This window comes from Streptococcus sp. A25, from assembly GCF_043674095.1.
GTDB classification, from domain to species: domain Bacteria; phylum Bacillota; class Bacilli; order Lactobacillales; family Streptococcaceae; genus Streptococcus; species Streptococcus suis_V.
On the sequence record NZ_JBIMJO010000022.1, the window covers coordinates 18,275 to 35,658 of the forward strand.

The 17,384-nt window shown below is 42.6% G+C and carries 16 protein-coding genes and 1 pseudogene; 5 read left to right on the forward strand and 12 right to left on the reverse strand.

Features of this window, described 5'->3' with window-relative positions:
• Positions 1-62: 62 nt before the first annotated feature.
• From ACHBID_RS09560 to ACHBID_RS09585, 6 genes are all read right to left on the reverse strand, one after another.
• Positions 63-1,679: an alpha-glucosidase gene (locus ACHBID_RS09560; protein WP_394732205.1), complete on the reverse strand. Its 1,617-nt coding sequence runs from the start codon at positions 1,677-1,679 to the stop codon at positions 63-65.
• A gap of 71 nt (positions 1,680-1,750) precedes the next feature.
• The gene (gene gtfA, locus ACHBID_RS09565) at positions 1,751-3,199 is read right to left on the reverse strand and encodes a sucrose phosphorylase (protein ID WP_105160231.1); all 1,449 of its coding nucleotides are present in this window, start codon (positions 3,197-3,199) and stop codon (positions 1,751-1,753) included.
• Between the two features lie 69 nt (positions 3,200-3,268).
• A complete protein-coding gene (locus ACHBID_RS09570; protein WP_009910491.1) occupies positions 3,269-4,099 on the reverse strand; it encodes a carbohydrate ABC transporter permease in 831 nt (276 codons plus the stop codon).
• A gap of 10 nt (positions 4,100-4,109) precedes the next feature.
• Entirely contained in the window at positions 4,110-4,982 is an 873-nt protein-coding gene (locus ACHBID_RS09575; protein WP_161948227.1) for a carbohydrate ABC transporter permease, read from the reverse strand.
• Positions 4,983-5,119: 137 nt separating this feature from the next.
• Positions 5,120-6,355: an extracellular solute-binding protein gene (locus tag ACHBID_RS09580; RefSeq protein WP_394732206.1), complete on the reverse strand. Its 1,236-nt coding sequence runs from the start codon at positions 6,353-6,355 to the stop codon at positions 5,120-5,122.
• A gap of 12 nt (positions 6,356-6,367) precedes the next feature.
• Positions 6,368-8,536, reverse strand: a complete 2,169-nt coding sequence (locus ACHBID_RS09585; RefSeq protein WP_394732207.1) for an alpha-galactosidase — start codon at positions 8,534-8,536, stop codon at positions 6,368-6,370.
• Positions 8,537-8,647: 111 nt separating this feature from the next.
• Here ACHBID_RS09585 and ACHBID_RS09590 point away from each other — a divergent pair, with 111 nt between their 5' ends.
• A complete protein-coding gene (locus ACHBID_RS09590; protein WP_105110532.1) occupies positions 8,648-9,484 on the forward strand; it encodes an AraC family transcriptional regulator in 837 nt (278 codons plus the stop codon).
• Between the two features lie 158 nt (positions 9,485-9,642).
• On the opposite strand, the gene ACHBID_RS09595 is transcribed toward ACHBID_RS09590, so the two are convergent.
• From ACHBID_RS09595 to ACHBID_RS09610, 4 genes are read right to left on the reverse strand one after another with little or no spacing between them, the layout of a single operon-like run.
• The gene (locus ACHBID_RS09595) at positions 9,643-10,569 is read right to left on the reverse strand and encodes an aminotransferase class I/II-fold pyridoxal phosphate-dependent enzyme (protein ID WP_105160459.1); all 927 of its coding nucleotides are present in this window, start codon (positions 10,567-10,569) and stop codon (positions 9,643-9,645) included.
• 49 nt (positions 10,570-10,618) lie between these two features.
• The gene (locus tag ACHBID_RS09600) at positions 10,619-11,152 is read right to left on the reverse strand and encodes a sugar O-acetyltransferase (RefSeq protein ID WP_105160458.1); all 534 of its coding nucleotides are present in this window, start codon (positions 11,150-11,152) and stop codon (positions 10,619-10,621) included.
• A gap of 51 nt (positions 11,153-11,203) precedes the next feature.
• Positions 11,204-12,367, reverse strand: a complete 1,164-nt coding sequence (locus ACHBID_RS09605; protein WP_105160457.1) for a MalY/PatB family protein — start codon at positions 12,365-12,367, stop codon at positions 11,204-11,206.
• Positions 12,360-13,460, reverse strand: coding sequence for a cystathionine gamma-synthase (locus ACHBID_RS09610; RefSeq protein WP_394732208.1), 1,101 nt, complete (start codon positions 13,458-13,460; stop codon positions 12,360-12,362). Before ACHBID_RS09610 ends, ACHBID_RS09605 begins: the two co-directional genes overlap by 8 nt.
• Before the next feature lie 206 nt (positions 13,461-13,666).
• Here ACHBID_RS09610 and ACHBID_RS09615 point away from each other — a divergent pair, with 206 nt between their 5' ends.
• The 3 genes from ACHBID_RS09615 to ACHBID_RS09625 all read left to right on the forward strand — a co-directional run bounded on the left by ACHBID_RS09615 (position 13,667) and on the right by ACHBID_RS09625 (position 15,710).
• Positions 13,667-13,930 (forward strand): hypothetical protein, encoded by a 264-nt coding sequence (locus ACHBID_RS09615; RefSeq protein ID WP_105122821.1) that lies wholly within the window; start codon positions 13,667-13,669, stop codon positions 13,928-13,930.
• 1 nt (position 13,931) lies between these two features.
• Complete coding sequence (locus ACHBID_RS09620; protein ID WP_105122820.1) at positions 13,932-14,183, forward strand: hypothetical protein; 252 nt, start codon at positions 13,932-13,934, stop codon at positions 14,181-14,183.
• An 81-nt stretch (positions 14,184-14,264) separates the two neighbouring features.
• Positions 14,265-15,710 carry a UDP-N-acetylmuramoyl-L-alanyl-D-glutamate--L-lysine ligase gene (locus ACHBID_RS09625; RefSeq protein ID WP_394732209.1) on the forward strand — a complete coding sequence of 482 codons (1,446 nt, stop codon included), beginning with the start codon at positions 14,265-14,267 and terminating at the stop codon, positions 15,708-15,710.
• A gap of 22 nt (positions 15,711-15,732) precedes the next feature.
• Here ACHBID_RS09625 and ACHBID_RS09630 read toward each other — a convergent pair whose 3' ends face one another.
• Positions 15,733-16,218, reverse strand: coding sequence for a glutathione peroxidase (locus ACHBID_RS09630; protein ID WP_105110540.1), 486 nt, complete (start codon positions 16,216-16,218; stop codon positions 15,733-15,735).
• A 10-nt stretch (positions 16,219-16,228) separates the two neighbouring features.
• A complete protein-coding gene (locus ACHBID_RS09635) occupies positions 16,229-16,945 on the reverse strand; it encodes a pseudouridine synthase (protein WP_105110541.1) in 717 nt (238 codons plus the stop codon).
• 138 nt (positions 16,946-17,083) lie between these two features.
• Between ACHBID_RS09635 and ACHBID_RS09640 the strand changes: the two are divergent.
• Positions 17,084-17,323, forward strand: a pseudogene (locus tag ACHBID_RS09640) (glutathione S-transferase family protein); the annotation flags it as partial.
• Between the last annotated feature and the right edge of the window lie 61 nt (positions 17,324-17,384).

Consider the following 17,384-nt stretch of genomic DNA (forward strand, 5'->3'; position numbering starts at 1 on the left):
CTTTTTTGTTTTTTCCATTTTACCAAAAAATCATGAAAAAAGCATGGGAAAAGAAAAGGAATTTATTTTTTGAGAACGATTGCCTCATATGGTCTTAATATTTGTCTATCCAAAAATGCTGCTTCATCGTAGTTATGCATAAACAAGGAATATCCCACGCTCGATACTTCGAAGGCTTGCTCATCACTGGTGAAATTTACCAGAATGATGAAATCATCCTGATCATCATATTTACGGTAGGCCATTACCAAGCTATTTCCAGTCTCCATCACTTCATATTTTCCTTCAGACATACAAGGATACTCTTTCCGAAGAGCGATCAATTTTTGATAGGTATAGAAAAGCGATTGTTTGTCTGCAAGTGCTTTTTCAACGTTGATGTCTTTGACAGTATCTCCCAAAGCCAGCCAGGATTGACCTGTACTGAAGCCCGCTCCTTCTGCTCCTGTCCATTGCATTGGACGGCGAGCATTATCTCGACCTTTGGCATTTATAGAAGTGATCAATTCCTCCTTGGTGAAGCCATTTTCAATCCGTTCCGCATACATGCGACGTGTTTCGATATCATCCGCTTGGCTAATATCTGTAATTGGCGTATTAATCATACCAATTTCCTCACCTTGGTAGATATAAGGTGTCCCTGACATAAAATGAAGATAAATAGCCAACATTTTACCACTTAGTTCACGAAATGCAGGTCGATCATCACCGAAGCGAGAAATGGCACGAGGTAAATCGTGGTTATTCCAGAAAAGCGAGTTCCAGCCTTTACCAACCAGTTCAGTCTGCCATTTGGATAGAACCCTATGCAAACGTGCTGGATCTAGCGGTGCCAAATCCCACTTTTCTTTCCCTTCCTGCTGATCAAGTCCGACATGTTCAAATTGAAAAATCATCGAAAATTCTTTTCTGTCAGGATGCGAATATAACTGAGCATTTTCTGGATTGGCACTCCAGGTTTCCCCAACAGTCACTAAGTCGTAAGCACCAAAGGTTTTCTCATTTAATTCCTGAATAAGAGGATGGAGAGTCGGTCCATCGGCTGTAATTAATTTTTCCGGTTCTTTTCCAATCAAATCAATCACATCTAACCTGAAACCGCCGACACCTTTTTCAATCCAAAAATTGATCATATCCCAGATTTCTTGTTTCAGAGCAGGATTTTTCCAGTTCAAATCCGGTTGCTTAACAGAGAATTGGTGGAGATAATATTTGTTCAGATGTGGAACGTATTCCCAAGCAGAGCCTGAGAAGGTCGAGCGTAATTCATTCGGTTCATCAGCCCAAACATAATAGTCATAATAGGGATTATCTGGTCCTTTGAGGGCTTCTTGAAACCAGAAATGTTCATCCGAGGTATGGTTGAGCACCAAATCCATGATTATTTTGATATTGCGCTTATGGCCTTCTGCAATCAGCTCTTCCATATCTTCCATGGTCCCAAATTCTGGAGCAATTCCTTGGTAGTCGCTGATGTCGTATCCATTGTCATCCATGGGGGACTGATAAACAGGACTAAGCCAAATAGCATCAATTCCAAGCTCGTGAAGATAATCTAGTCGGCTGATAATCCCTCGAATATCCCCTACTCCATCTCCATTTGAATCTTGAAAACTACGAGGGTAAATTTGGTAAATGACGGACTTCTTCCACCAATCTGTCTTTTGTATTTCTGGCATTTGATTGATCCTTTCTGTACAATCTTATTTACGCAAGAAAAAGGGGAACTCCCTCTTTCTATATAATCATATTATAACTCAATTGTGGTAATTTTGCCCTCTTCTATTTCAACAATTTCAAAGGTTTTTTCTTTCAGATTAGTAGTTAAACGCGCTGATACGCCAGCATCTTTATTATCCCAGAAAATTTCTAAAGTATTTTCATTTACCATCTTAACAGAGAACTCTCCGTCGAAAGCTGGACTTGTATTGCGGAATTTAAGGAGTTTGAACAAGGATTGTACAACTGGCCGTTGTACTTCCTGCTCAATTTCTTCCAAATCATAGTAATGGCGATTGATATTGCGGCCTTCCTTAGTTGATTCTAAAAGTTCAATATCATTCTCACCTGCAAGTAAACCAACATAGTAAATCTGTGGAATACCTGGTGCAAAACATTGAAGAACACGCGCTAATAGGTAAGCTTGATCGTTATTGCCAAGGGCAGAATAATAAGTACAGTTAATCTGATAAATATCCAAATTATTGTAAGCTTCAGTGCTATAAATTTTCTTGACATTTGCACCTTGTGCATACAAGGCTTCACGCGTTTCCTCTGTCTCCTCATCCGTCAGCAAATCCTTAACGTCCACAACACCGATTCCATCATGTGTATCAAGGGTTGTAAATTGCTTGCGAGGGCAAATCTCCATCCAGTGTACCAGACGATTGACATGACCAGAATACAAAGCGTGGAGAACCAACATTGGCAAGGCAAAGTCATAAACATAATAATCCTGTTCCGCAATCTTTTGCTGAATGGTGTAGTGCTCATGAATTTCTGGTAAGATTTCTACATCTTTTGGTGCTAATAACTGACGTGGAAAATGGAGCATTTCCCAAATATCAGGCTCCACAAAGAAACAGTTGGTTCCTATTTTTTTATTGGCATAAGCAAAGGCGTCCAAACGAATGATCGAAGCACCATGTTCTGCCAACTGTTCCAAATTTTCTTGGATGAAACGGCGTGTTGTCTCTGTAGTCACATCCAAGTCAATCTGTTGCTCATCAAATGTACACCAAACCTTCTCCTCGCTACCATCAGCAAATGTTGCAATACGATATGGAGCACGAGGTTTACGCTTATAGATCAAATCAACATCTTCTTGCGTTGGCTCACCATTTGGCCAAAAGTTTTTATAGCGAATGAACAAATCCGCATAAGCTGATTCATCTTTCTTTTCAAGAAAATCAAGGAAATATGGAGATTTTGCCGAGATATGATTAATCATAAAATCGAACATCAGATAGTAGTCCTTACTCAATGCTTCAATATCTGACCAGTCTCCAAATGCAGGGTCTACCTTTGTATAATCCATTGGCGCAAACCCACGGTCACCTGATGATGGGAAGAACGGCAGAATATGGATACCTCCCACAACATCCTTTAATGGTCCCTCAAGAACTTTTTTCAAATCCTTGAGATTCTTGCCTAAACTATCAGAATAGGTAATCAACATAGCTTGGTTTTTAATTTTCATCGATATTCTCCTTTGTAAGCCTTTTCTTTTTTATTTTTTAGAAAAGGTTGAACAAGCCAACCTTTGTAATTATTTGACAGAACCACTTGTCATACCTGAAATGATATGTTTCTGGAAGACAAGGTATACCAATAAGATTGGGATAATCCCCACCACATAGGATGCAAATGATGGACCATAGTCACTAAAATACATACCTTGGTAATTGTATTGGAAAAGAGGTAAAGTCCACATGCTTTGATCACGGTTCAATACTAGTAAAGGTAAGAGGAAATCGTTCCAGACCCAGAGGGCATTGATAATCAAAACGGTTGCATGCATAGGTTTCATGAGAGGGAAAATAATTTTCCAATACATAGTAAATTTATCACAGCCATCAATAGCTGCCGCCTCATCCATTTCTTCAGGAACAATGGTCTTAATATAGCCGACATAGAGGAAGAGGGCCTGAGGAACTGCATAGGTCAAATATAGAATAATCAAACCGACAATATTGTTCAAACCAAGGCTTGACATTAATTTGGTCATTGGGAGCATAATCACTTGGAAAGGTACAAAAATCCCAATAATCAAGAAAAAGTAGATAAAGTTAAACACTGTCTGGCGTTTCATTTGACGGGCTACGGCGAAAGCTGCCATTGGAATAACAAGTAGAATCAAGCCAACAGCTACAATCGTAATCAAAGCAGAATTGCCAAAATATTGTACAATCCCATCATTAAACAAGCGTTCGTAGTTATTTAAGGTGAAATTTTCAGGAAGACCAAAGAAGTTGCTCGTGATTTCCTTGGTTGGTTTGAATGAGCTAATAATCGTTACAAGTAGCGGAATAAACATAAAGAGAATACCGCTGAAGAGCACGAGATAGACCCACCAATTTTTCTGTTTTTGAGTATTCATGTCTGTCCTCCTAAATTTCAAATTTCTTCGAAATTCTCATCTGAATTAATGAGATGACAATAATGAAGATGAAGAGTACTACAGCCAAAGCATTGGCATAAGAGAATTTATTATCTACAAAGGCATAGTTGTAAACGAGTAAACCCAAGGATTCTGTTTTGCCGTCTGGGCCACCACTTGTCAGTGCAAAGATAAGGTCAAATGCTGTCAAACCTGACTTCATTGCCAAGATGAAAACCATACTGATAGATGGTAATAAGAATGGAAGTTCAATATTGAAGAATTGTTGAGAGCGTGTTGCACCATCAATTGCAGCTGCTTCTTTCACATCTTCTGGAATACTTTGTAAACCAGACAAGAAGATAATGACTGGCATCGCCAGCCCTTGCCAGAGAGCCACAAAAATCACTGCTGGAATAACAGTATTCTCCTGTACCAACAAGTTTTCCATCAACCAATCAATATGTAGGATTTCTCCAATTTGTGTGAAACCATAGTTGAACAATTGGACAAAAATCAATCCTAAAGTAACGGTTGAAAGAACTGCTGGGAAGAAATACCAGGTTCTAAAGAATCCAACAGCTTTGATCTTACGATTAAGGAGACTAGCCAACCAAATCCCTATAACAATTTCTCCGACGACCAAACCAATGGTGAAGATAATGGTAAAAGTCATAGACGTATAAAAATCAGGATTCTTCAAGATATCTAGATAGTTTTGAATACCAATCAAGCTGAAATCTGATGTCAATCCATTCCAATCCGTCAGACTATAATAGATTCCCGTTAATAAGGGATAGAAGAAAAAGATTAACTGTAGACCAATTGGTATGGCAACAAATAGATAGGGCCAATATTTGGCAATAAAACCTTTTTGATTCATCATGATACTCCTTTTTTCTATAATGTATAGTTGCTTAGGGACAGTTTGAATGGAGTGGTTAGGGGGTATTCAAACTGACCCTAAGCAACTATAATGAAGAGCTAGGCTGTTCTAGCCCTCCTTATAGTTTTCTTGAATTATTTTTTCATCGGATCAAAGAATGCATTTAGTTTCTTCACAAGTTCGCCTGAATTTGGATTTTTCACTGCTTCTACTGTAATATTCCAGAATTCTTCCTCTGATTCCCATTCAGATTGCAACCAAACTACGTGTTTATCAGTGAAGGCATATTGTGTCACTCCAGCAGTTTCTTCAAACTTGCCTTCTGTTTCAACGCCTTCTACAGAAGTTGGTGAGCCATCTACATCATAGTATTTCTGGATAACTTCTGGACGAGAGAGGTATTCTAGGAATTTTTTAGACTCTTCTGGGTGCTCTGTATCTGCTGAAATTGATAGAGCAAGGTCAGCTGCACCGATGGTATAGTCGCCACCTTCTTTATCACCAGGGAATGTAAACATACCGTATTCAAATTCTGGTTCTTGTTGGTTTACAGCTGTAGCTGCCCATGTACCTTGTGGAAGCATGAGTGCATCACCCGCTGCAAAGCTTGCGACTGCGTCTGCATAGAGGGCTCCTGTTGCCCCTTTTTGTCCATTATCTGTCAACAGTTGCAAGCGTTCTAGAACTGCTTTTGTAGTCGCATCATCTTGAATTGCGCCTTTGGCACTACGGATTAGAATATCTTCTGCGCCATCAAATCCACCTGCAACTGTTACCCAAGCTAATTGGTGGTAACCATTGAGCGACCAGGCATCATTTAGAGAAAGGGCAAATGGTGCCACACTGCCATCAGCCTTAACTTTGTCTACCAAAGCAACAAATTCTGCATAGGTAGTTGGTACTTCCAAACCAAGTTCTTCAAATTTATCTTTGTTGTAGTAGATACCATAGGCATTGGCAGTCAATGGAAGAGTGTAGTTTGTATCATTTACAAGATAAGGTGTTACTGCCCCATCTTTCAAATGACTAAGACCTGCATCATCACCAATTTCAAGGAAACGGCCATCTGCTGCATACTCTTTGAAATCTGCATTTTGAGGGTAGATATTGATAACATCTGGTGCTTCATCATTGGCCATCCGTGTTTTCAAAACAGTTCCTGCGTCTGGCACATTTGAAAACTTAACTTCAATATCTGGATTCTCTTTCTCAAAGTCATCAATAATTTCCTGCAAGGTTGCTTGCATTTCAGGCTTTTGCGAGAAAAATTCAATTTCTACCTTGTCGCTGCTGCTAGAATTTCCGCAGGCTACAAGGAAGCTTGCAAAAGCACAAACCGACGCACATTTGAGAAATCTTCTCATTTTCATAATAAAATCCTCCTAGATTTTGTTAAAAATATATTGTATACTAAAATAATCTTCTTGAACATGGGGCATGGTTAAGCCGATGTTCATGAGCTCATCTCCATAGAAACTCGTTTCCAACTGTGGACAGTGATAGCAGGCTTCTGGGTCCAGCCCCTTCAATCTCACCTGCCACAGAGGAGCTTCTGGTTGAGCTAGTATTTTTACGAAAGTCAAAACAGCCTGACTCTTATCTGCATCAACATAGTTGGCTGCCCAGGTATTTGCCGTTTTTTTCAAACGATAGAGGTCACCAAACTGGACTGTTGAGCGAATCTGCTTAAAGGTTTCAACCTGTTCAGTAAGAGTTGCTAATTCTTCCGGTGACAGTTGGGTAACATCTAACTCGTAACCAAAGGCTCCGCCCATCATAGCCACATTTCCTCGGGTTTTCAAGGATGTAATTCGACCGACTTGATGGTTAGGAACTGCTGATACATGGGCACCCATTGAAGAGGTTGGGTAGAGCAAGGCCGTACCTTCCTGAATTGAGAGGCGTCCAATCGCGTCTGTATTGTCACTAGCCCAAGCCTGTGGCATATAGTAAAGCAGCCCCAAGTCATTTCGACCGCCACCTCCTGAACAGGATTCAAAGAGAATATCTGGGAAGCGACTGGTCAGAGTTTCTAATACTCGGTACAGCCCCAACATATAGCGATGATGGAATTCGTAAGAAACAGCATTGGCAAATTCTTGAGACATACTGGTGATATTGCGGTTCATATCCCACTTGACATAATCGATTTTGGCAGATTTCAGTACATCGGATACAGCTTGGATAATGTAGTCACAAACTTCTGGTTTGGACAAATCCAGTACCAACTGCTCTCGACTGTAAATTGGTGCGCGTCCATCAATATGAATAGCCCAATCTGGATGTTGCCTATAGAGGTCACTATCTATGGAAATCATCTCTGGCTCAAACCAAAGACCAAATTTCATCCCTAAGGCCCGAATCGAATCTGCTAGACCTGCTAAACCATTCGGAAGTTTGTCTGTGTTGACAATCCAATCTCCCAAGGAAGACTCGTCATTGTTCCGTTTTCCAAACCAGCCATCATCAAGCACAAATAACTCAATGCCTGCCTGACTGGCCAATCTGGCCATGGAAAGAATCTTCTCTTCTGTAAAATCAAAGTAGGTTCCTTCCCAGTTATTGATGAGAATCGGTCGTTCTTGATTGACAAATTGAGAACGAATCAAGTGTTTTTTGATGAAGTCATGACTATCCTGAGTCATACCTGTAAAACCTTTATCCGTAAAGGACAGGAGGACCTCAGGTGTCTGAAAACTTTCTCCGGAAGCCAAATTCCAGCTGAAGCTAGTATCATTGATTCCCATGCCCCAACGGACTGTTTCCAAAGCAGTTGTCTCCACAAAACCAGTGAAGTTTCCACTATAGACTAGTTGGGCGGTATAAACTTCGCCATTATCTTCTGTAGCAGTTGGAGCCGCCAAGGCTAAGAATGGAGTCCGCGAGTGACTTGAAGCCCCTCGAATGCTTCCAATAGAGTAGGTACCACTCGTAATCGGCGTTTTCGTCCACTCTTTTTCATAAGCATAGCGACCTGTCAAACTATGGATGACAAAGTCCTTATGGGGCATATCCAAGGTGAAGGACAAGGCTTTTTCCAACTTAGAGGGATAGCGACCTGCTTGGATACGAGCCGAGCGTGCAAGATAGTTACTTTCTTCGAAAACCGCATACTGCAAGGTCACTGTCACATCTGCTAGAGAATCATAGAGGTCAATTTCTAAACTCTCCACTTCCTCTTCAGAAGCAAAGCTAGCTGGTAAACCATCTAGCAAGGGCTTGCCTTGATAAATCCGGTGTTGCTTGTACTTCAAATCCAAGGCAATGCCGATTTCATTTCGCACATCAATAGAGGCTGTCCGAAAGTCTCCTAGCCCATTGCTGGAATATTCCAAGGACAAGGTGTCCAGTGAGTAGGTCCGATTTCCAGTAATTGGACTAGGCGAGAAGGCTCGGTCCAAATATGTTATTTTGTTTCCATCGCTAAATTTTTCGATTTTTTTCCCAAAATAACGATGAACTAGATCGCCTGTTTCTAGCACCTCTATCACGTAGGAAAATTCTCTTGTTTTCATGTGAAATAGGCCATGTTCTTCTATGTATTGAATCATACTGTCAGCTCCTATCTGTATTACATGAATTATTCTAACAAATGTAAGCGTTTTACAAAATAGGGTTTTGTTGTTAGAATATGGTATAATGTTTCCTAAGGAGAAGAGCTTATGAACATTCTAAATAGCTACAATGAACTAGACAGCCATAACTTTGACCTAAATATCGACCATTACGGTGCGGAACAATGTGATAAAAACTATTCTTTTGGCCCAACCATTCGAGATAATTATGTCCTCCATTTTATCACTGAGGGCAAGGGGAAAATTAGCATTCTCGGAGAAACGACTGAATTGGCTGCGGGCGACTTGTTTATCCTCCCTAAAAACAAGGCCATCTTCTACCAAGCAGATGGACAAGACCCTTGGACTTATATTTGGGTTGGTTTTAGCGGGTCAAAAGCTGAGTCAATTCTTGAACATAGTCGCTTATTGGAAAAATTTTATCTGCATTCCAGCCTCCAGTCCCCCATTTTACAAAAAATGATAGACATTACCAAAACAGACAAACACCCCTTACCAATGGTGGCAGAGCACATCCTGGTCGGCCATCTTCATCAATTACTTGCCTACCTTGTTGCAGAATTTCCCAATCAACAACTGAAAGAGGCCGGTACTCTTGCCAAAAGCTATGTTCACCATGCTATTAAGCTGATTCACAGTCACTACGCTCTACCGATTAAGGTGACAGAAATTGCAGATCAGCTCGCTCTAAGTCGAAGTTATCTCTATAAAATTTTCAAACAGGAAACTGGCTACGCCATCAAAGACTACATTCTTCAGGTAAAAATGAATCGAAGCTGCCAACTCTTAGAAGATCCCGAACGAACCATTACGGAGATTGCTAATTCTGTCGGCTACTATGACCCCCTGACTTTCAGCACAGCCTTTAAGAATTACTTTCATATGAGTCCTACTGACTATCGAAAACAACAAAAAAAGGAATAGCCTAGCTCTTCCTTTTTCTATTTTTATTGCAATCTGGAAAATTGAAAAACAAATTTTCATTCATGGACTAGACTAACATTCACACCAAAAATATTTCTGTTATTATTTGTTTGGCCAGAAAATGCTTGGTCTACATTGAATTTTTCAATATTTCTTAGTTACCCAAACACGTCCACCAGTCTCCGGCAAGCTTCCTTGATGACAAATGGTGGTGTTGCTGCGTTCAATCGGAAATGCTTTTCCCCTTCTTTTCCAAAGGTCAATCCATCATTCAAATGCAGTTGTGCTTCTTCCAACAATTTCTCTGCTAGCTCGTGGTGGCTGAATCCATAGGCTGAAAAATCCAGCCAAATCAGGTAGGTTCCTTGTGGCTTAAGGACCTTTATGAGTGTATTTTTACTCAATTCTTCTAGGACCAACAAGATATTTTCTTCCAAAACTGGTTTTAAGGCGGCCAACCAAGGTTTTCCGTGTCGGTAGGCAACTTCCGTGGTAATCAAGCCTAGGCTAGGGATTTCATGTTGGTTATTGGCCAATTGTCTCTTGGTAAAAGCTTTACGCAACTGAGGATTTTCAATAATGGCAGAGCTGTTCTTTGTTCCCGCTATATTAAAAGTCTTGGTTGCAGAAGACAAAATGACCGAAAATTCCTTATGGTTAGGGGAAACCGTATTGAAGGAATGGTGCTCATGTCCAAAAAGGGTTAGGTCCTGATGGATTTCATCAGAGACTAATATGACTCCATGCTTCTGACAGATAGCACCGAGCTCTTGTAGTTCCTGATGACTCCAAACTCTGCCACCTGGATTGTGGGGATTGCAAAAGATATAGAGTTTGACACCCTCTTCAACAATCTTTTGCTCCAAAGCCTGAAAATCAAGAGTAAATTGGTCATTTTCTACACAAAGAGGCTGACTAATCAACCGTCGATGATTGAGTCGAACGGTACGGGCAAAAGGGGGATATACTGGAGTATTGATCATAATTGCATCCCCCTCAGCTGTAAAAGCTTGAACTGCGATGGATAGAGCCGGAACTACACCTTCTACCAAAACAAGGGCTTGCCAAAACCAGATAGAAATCATTTTTTCATTTTAGAAGAAGGTCATCACTGTAGTTGAGAATACTTTTTATCTAGTCAATGGTCTTAATAACACGGGCCGGATTGCCAGCCAGTACAACATTGTCTCCGAAAGATTTGGTCACGACAGAACCCGCTCCGACCACGACGTTGTCACCCAAGGTCACGCCAGCCAAGATAATAGCACCCCCACCAATCCAGACATTATCACCAATCTCAATCGGCGCTCCATATTCAGGTCCAGCAATGCGTTCCTCTGCCTTGAGCGGATGAAGGGCTGTGTAAAACTGAACATTTGGTCCCAACATAGCATTATTTCCGATGGTCACAGGGCAAGTATCCAAAACAGTCCAGTTGAAATTAGCATAAAAATCTTCTCCGACGTGGATATTGCAACCATAGTCCAAGGTCAGGGGTGCTTCGATGTAAATCCGCTCTCCCGTTGTTCCCAGCCATTGCTTGGCAATTTCTGTTCGTTTGGAGCTGTCCAACTCTGCAGCATTAAAGGCCTGGCGGTAAACTCTGGCCTGCTGCCGCAAGGCTACCAATTCACTATCTGCTGCATTGTACATCTGCCCCGCCAGCATCTTTTCTTTTTCTGTTTTTTCTTCTCTTTTATCGTTCAAGCTAAACTAGCCTCACTTCCCAAAAACCCTTGCAATCCGCTCACTGGCTTCTTTGATAGTATCAAAAGGTGCTGCGACATTTAATCGTGCATGCTGCTTACCGTCGCTGCCGAAGACCAGACCATTATTGAGGAGGACTTTAGCCTCTTTTTCTAATTTTTCCATAAGGTCAGCCTGACTCAGGCCGTAAGCTGAAAAATCTAGCCAAATTAAATAAGTCCCCTGTGGTTTCATGACCTGAATCCTGGTATGGGTTTCCAGATAATCCACTGTAAAATCAACATTTGTTTCGATGACTTTTTTCAATTCTGCCAACCAATCGGCACCGTAACGGAAGGCTGTTTCGGTGGTAATCAAGCCGATAGCAGGAATTTCATGCTGGTTATTGGCCAATTGACGTTTGGCAAAAATCTTCCGCAGGTCTGGATTTTCAATAATGGCAAAGCTATTTTTGGTGCCTGCAATATTGAAAGTCTTAGTCGCAGACGATAGAACAATCGAAAATTCCTTGAATCGGTCATCAACTGTATTGAAGGACTGGTGCTGATTGCCAAAGAGAGCTAAATCCTGGTGGATTTCATCTGAAACCAGAAGGACGCCATGTTTCTGGCATAGCTGGCCAACAGCAGCCACTTCTTCCTTGGTCCACACACGGCCACCGGGGTTGTGTGGATTACAAAAAATATAAATCTTGACCTCATTTTCGAGGATGTCTTTTTCTAATTTTTCCAAATCGATGGTAAAAATTCCGTCTGACTTGACAAGAGAATTAGTCACCAAGTGACGGTTGTTGAGCTTGATAGACCGCGCAAAGGGAGGATAGACAGGGGTGTTGATGAGGACTGCATCACCTTCCTTGGTAAAGGCCTGAATGGCAATAGTCAAAGCTGGTACAACTCCTTCGACCAAGAGAATGCTATCGCGCTCAATCTCGTAGCCATGCTGGTTTCTTTCCCAATCAATAATGGACTGATAAAGCCCCTCGCTGGCATAGGGATAGCCAAAAATGTGCTGGTCAGCATAGTCACGGATGGCTTGGCGGATTTCTGGTAAAGGCTCAAAATCCATGTCCGCAATCCACAGTGGCAAGAGGTCTGCATCCTCTTCCACCTTACGCCATTTTTCTGCATGTTGGCCCAATCGGTTGGGCCGGCTGGTAAAATCATAGCTAGTCATCTGATCCCTCCAAGGCTTGTTTCAAATCAGCAATCAAATCATCCGCATCCTCAATTCCAATAGATAGACGGAGTAAATCGTCTGTCAGACCATAGGAATGACGGGTTTCTGCTGGAATATCAGCATGGGTCTGGGTCGCTGGATAGGTAATCAAACTTTCCACCCCACCCAAACTTTCCGCAAAGGTAAAAATCTCAAGGCTGTTGAGAATGTGGGAAATTGTCGCCTCATCTGCAACCTTAACAGAAATCATGCCACCCTTGCCGGTATAGTAAACCTGCGTAACTGCTGGGCTATTCTCCAAATAAGCCACAATCTTCTGAGCATTCTGAGTCGCACGTTCCATGCGGATCGACAGGGTTTTGAGACCACGCATGAGCAGGTAGGCATCCAGCGGCGACAGGGTTGGACCAGTCGTATTTTGGTCATAGAAGAGCTTGTCGTAAATAGCCTGGTCATTGGTCATGAGAACTCCAGCCAAGACATCATTGTGACCAGACAGATACTTGGTCGCAGAATGCAGGACCACGTCAGCACCCAGCGTCAGAGGATTTTGATAAATCGGACTGTAAAAGGTATTATCGACAATGACCTTGGCACCTTTGGCATGGGCGACAGCCGAAACCTTAGCAATGTCAAACTCCACCATGAGCGGGTTGGTCGGTGTCTCAAGGAAAACGTAGTCGGTCTGGTCGCCAATGGCCGCTAGTAGATCCTCTTCGCTATTGGCATAGGTAAAGCTGAAACGCCCCAGGCTCTCCTGCTCGTTAAACCAGCGGAAAGAACCGCCGTAGAGATCACGCGCTGCCACAATTCTACTGCCGACTGGAAAGCCGTTGAAAAGCAAGACCAGAGCCGCCATTCCTGAGCTGGTCACCAGGGCATAGTCCGCCTTCTCTATCGCTGCCAGAGTTTTTTCCAAACTAGCACGGGTCGGATTTTTGGTGCGGGTATAATCAAAACCTGTGGACTGGCCGAACTCCGGATGCTGGTAGGTAGTCGAAAGGTGGATAGGCGATATGAGTGCTCCCGACTTCTCGTCACTATTTATGCCCGTCCGGACCAAAATCGTATCTATTTTTAATTCTGTCATCTTCTCTACCTCGTTTCTATATCTACTAGTCTAGCAGAAATTGGCTTATTTTTGAGAAAGAAACCGAAGATTTCCTATAGGAAAAACTAGAGCTTTCTTATAGTTTTTAGCTATAACACCCTGTGAACATTTACATAAAAATCCTAGACAACATCCTTAAGAATTGATATACTATACTTGTGAAAGAGCTTTCAAAGGAGGTTCCTATGACATTCCAAAAAGATTTTTATCGCTATTCGGAGTTTTATTGGTTGATTTTCTGGATGATTCAGATTGGACATATCTGGCTTAGTTACCCGGAAAGTCAGTACCTGCCTTTAAATCTGTTTTTATCTCTGACTCTGCTCATTCATGCTTATCGGGCCTTTTTCAAGCCCAAGCATCGCTTTTCGAAAACCAGAACCATTTGGCTTGTCATTGCCTTGCTACTTCTGTGGCTTGGTGCTATCGTGATATATAGGGGCTACTAGGATGTTCAAACAGTTTAACAAACAGTTTTACCGCAGCCTGGATTTTTACATGGCCATTTGCTTGATACTATATAGTTTGGGAGCTATTTTGGACAATGAATATAACTGGTGGATATACTTACAACCGATTTTGATTCCTTTCACTCTCTACCAATCCTTCTTTTCCAAGAAGGGCAATCTGAAAAAGGATTGGTTGATTTATCTTTGTGTCGGAATCGTCTTCTTGGGATTCTGGTTAGAATTCATTGCCTAGTTACTTGCCCTCTCGTGCATTTCCGAGAGGGTTTTCTTGTCCTGACTTGTCAAATATCCTCGATAGGTTTACAATAGAAACATGATAAAAATTGAACGTGTAGTAGACATCTTAAAAGCGGATAACAACTTCCGCCAGATCAAACAAAATAATCAGATTGATAGCACTTGGACGGATGTCCAGTTTGACGCTCTCAGCTATGACAGCCGCACTGTTAGCCCAACGACCCTCTTTTTTGCCAAGGGTTTGGCCTTTAAGAAGGAATTTCTGGAAAAGGCTATCGAGGCTGGGCTGGCTTTTTACGTGTCTGAAATCGACTACGAAGTCAGCATTCCTGCCATCATCGTCCATGACATCAAGCAGGCCATGAGCCTGATTGCTATGGAATTTCATGGTCATCCCCAGAAAAATCTCAAACTCCTGGCCTTCACCGGCACCAAGGGCAAGACAACGGCGGCTTATTTTGCTTTTAACATTCTTAAAATCAACCACAAGCCTGCCATGCTTTCGACCATGAACACCACGCTGGACGGAAAAACCTTCTTCAAGTCCACCCTGACCACGCCTGAAAGCCTGGACCTCTTTGCCATGATGGCGGAGGCGGTCAAGAACGGCATGAGCCACTTGATTATGGAGGTGTCCAGCCAGGCCTATCTGGTCAAGCGGGTTTACGGGCTGACCTTTGATGTCGGCGTTTTTCTCAACATCAGCCCCGACCACATCGGCCCCATTGAACATCCGACTTTTGAGGACTATTTCTATCACAAGCGTCTTTTGATGGACAATAGCAGAGCAGTCATTGTCAATGCTGGAATGGACCATTTTGAAGTCGTGAAAGAGCAAGTCAGCTCCAAAGATCATGACTTTTATGGACCAACTTCTGAAAACCAAATTAGCCAGTCAGCAGGTTTTGACTTCACAGTGACCGGCAAATTAGCTGGCCATTACGACATCCAGCTGATCGGTGGTTTCAACCAAGAAAATGCCATCGCAGCAGGACTGGCCTGTCTCCGTTTGGGTGTGAGCCTGGAGGATATTCACACAGGAATTGCCCAAACCAATGTCCCTGGACGTATGGAAGTCCTGACCCAGCAAAATGGTGCCAAGGTCTTTGTAGATTACGCCCACAATGGCGACAGTGTGAAAAAATTAATCGATGTCGTCTTGGAACACCAGACAGGCAAAGTTATCCTAATCCTTGGGGCTCCTGGTAACAAGGGAGAAAGTCGCCGCAAGGACTTCGGTCTGCTGCTCAATGACTATCCGCAGATTCAGGTCATTCTGACAGCCGATGACCCCAACCGTGAAGACCCAGCTGCTATTGCTGAACAAATCCGTGCCCACATGACCCGTCCAAGCAACTTTATCTTAAATCGGGAAGAAGCCATTCGCACAGCCATGAGTCAAACAAGCTCCCCGAAAGATGCTGTTATCATCGCAGGCAAAGGAGCCGATGCCTACCAGATTGTCAATGGAGAGCATGCTCCTTACGACGGCGACTTGGAAGTTGCACGGAAATATCTATAAATAATAAGAGCCCGGGAAAGACCTAGGCTCTTATTTTCAGCAATTTTTCGATGTCCTTTTTCAACTTGCTAGGTGGAGTTGTCGGCAGATAGCGCTTAACAACCCGCCCCTGTCTGTCAATCAAAAATTTGGTAAAATTCCATTCAATGCTCCTGCCCAAAAGGCTGGATTTTTCTTTTTTCAGCCATTGATAGAGCGGATCCGCCTCGGGACCATTAACCTTGATTTTTGCGAAACGAGGGAAGGTCGTACCAAAATTTAGACTACAAGCTTGGTGAATTTCTCGGTCCGTTCCACTAGCTTGATTAGCAAACTGATTGCAGGGAAAATCTAGAACCACAAATCCTTCATCTTGGTAGCTTTCGTACAATTCCTGCAATTCCTTATACTGGGGTGCCAGACCACATCCCGGTGCCGTATTGACTACCAGCAAGACTTGACCAGCAAAATCAGACAGGTCTTGCTGGCTGCCGTCCATTTTCTTCACTGAAAAATCGTATAGATTCATACTTTTCTCCTCAATCAAAATAGGTCAGTAAATGTTGGATTTCTGTTTGGGTTAAGGTTCTGTATTGACCCAGAGGTAAATCTCCTAAAGCGAAGCCGCCAAAACTGATCCGTCGCAGATAAGTCACCTTGACTCCATAGGCTAAAAACATTTTCTTGACCTGATGAAACTTGCCTTCGGACAGCTGGATGGTCGCTCTGCTATGTTCCAAAGAAGAAAAATCAACCGTCAGCTGACAGGGCTGGCAGCGTGTGCCGTCCAAAAAGGTTACGCCTGAGGCAAAGAAAGTGGGCGCATCCTGGCTAAGCGGGCCATTGACCTCTACATAATAGGTCTTGTCCACATGGTGCTTGGGATGGAGCATCCGAAAGCCTAGAGGTCCATTGTTGGTGATGAGGACCAGGCCTTCCGTGTCCCTATCCAAACGCCCCACTGGATATAGCCCAGTCGCCCGATCCTCAGGCTCAAACAGGTCAATAACGGTCTGGTGCTCCTTGTCGGACACGGCAGAAACCACACCCGCAGGCTTATGAAGCAGATAATAACGACTGCCTTCCAGTTCAACCCTCTGGCCTACAACTTCAATGTTCTGTAGACCTGGGTCCACAATTTGGCTTAGGCTGGTTGCGACCTGTCCGTCAATGCAAATCCGCTGGGCTTTGAAAAGTTTTTTTACCTGCTTGCGGGAGCCAATCTGAGCCGCCTCCATACATTTGTCTAATCTCATGGGACTATTGTATCACAAATCATATAGCTTGACTCTTTTTGAAAAAGGTTTATAATACTAGTTAGTGATATATTTTTTTACAAAGGGAATCCAATCATCCTATTGGATTTCCCATTTTTTCAGTAAGGGAGAAAATTCATGGGACTTTTACAAGATGGCAAATGGGTAGATCAGTGGTATGATACCAAGTCTACAGGTGGCAAGTTTGTTCGTACAGTCACACAATTTCGCAACTGGATTACACCTGATGGTCAGGCTGGTCCGACAGGAAAAGCTGGTTTCAAGGCTGAGTCTGGTCGCTACCACCTCTATATTTCTCTGGCTTGTCCTTGGGCTAGTCGGACCTTGATTATGCGTAAATTGGTTCTGTTGCAAAGTTTTAAATCTACTATCAAATAAGGTAGAATAATAGAAAAAGATAGCAGGAGGAATGACGATG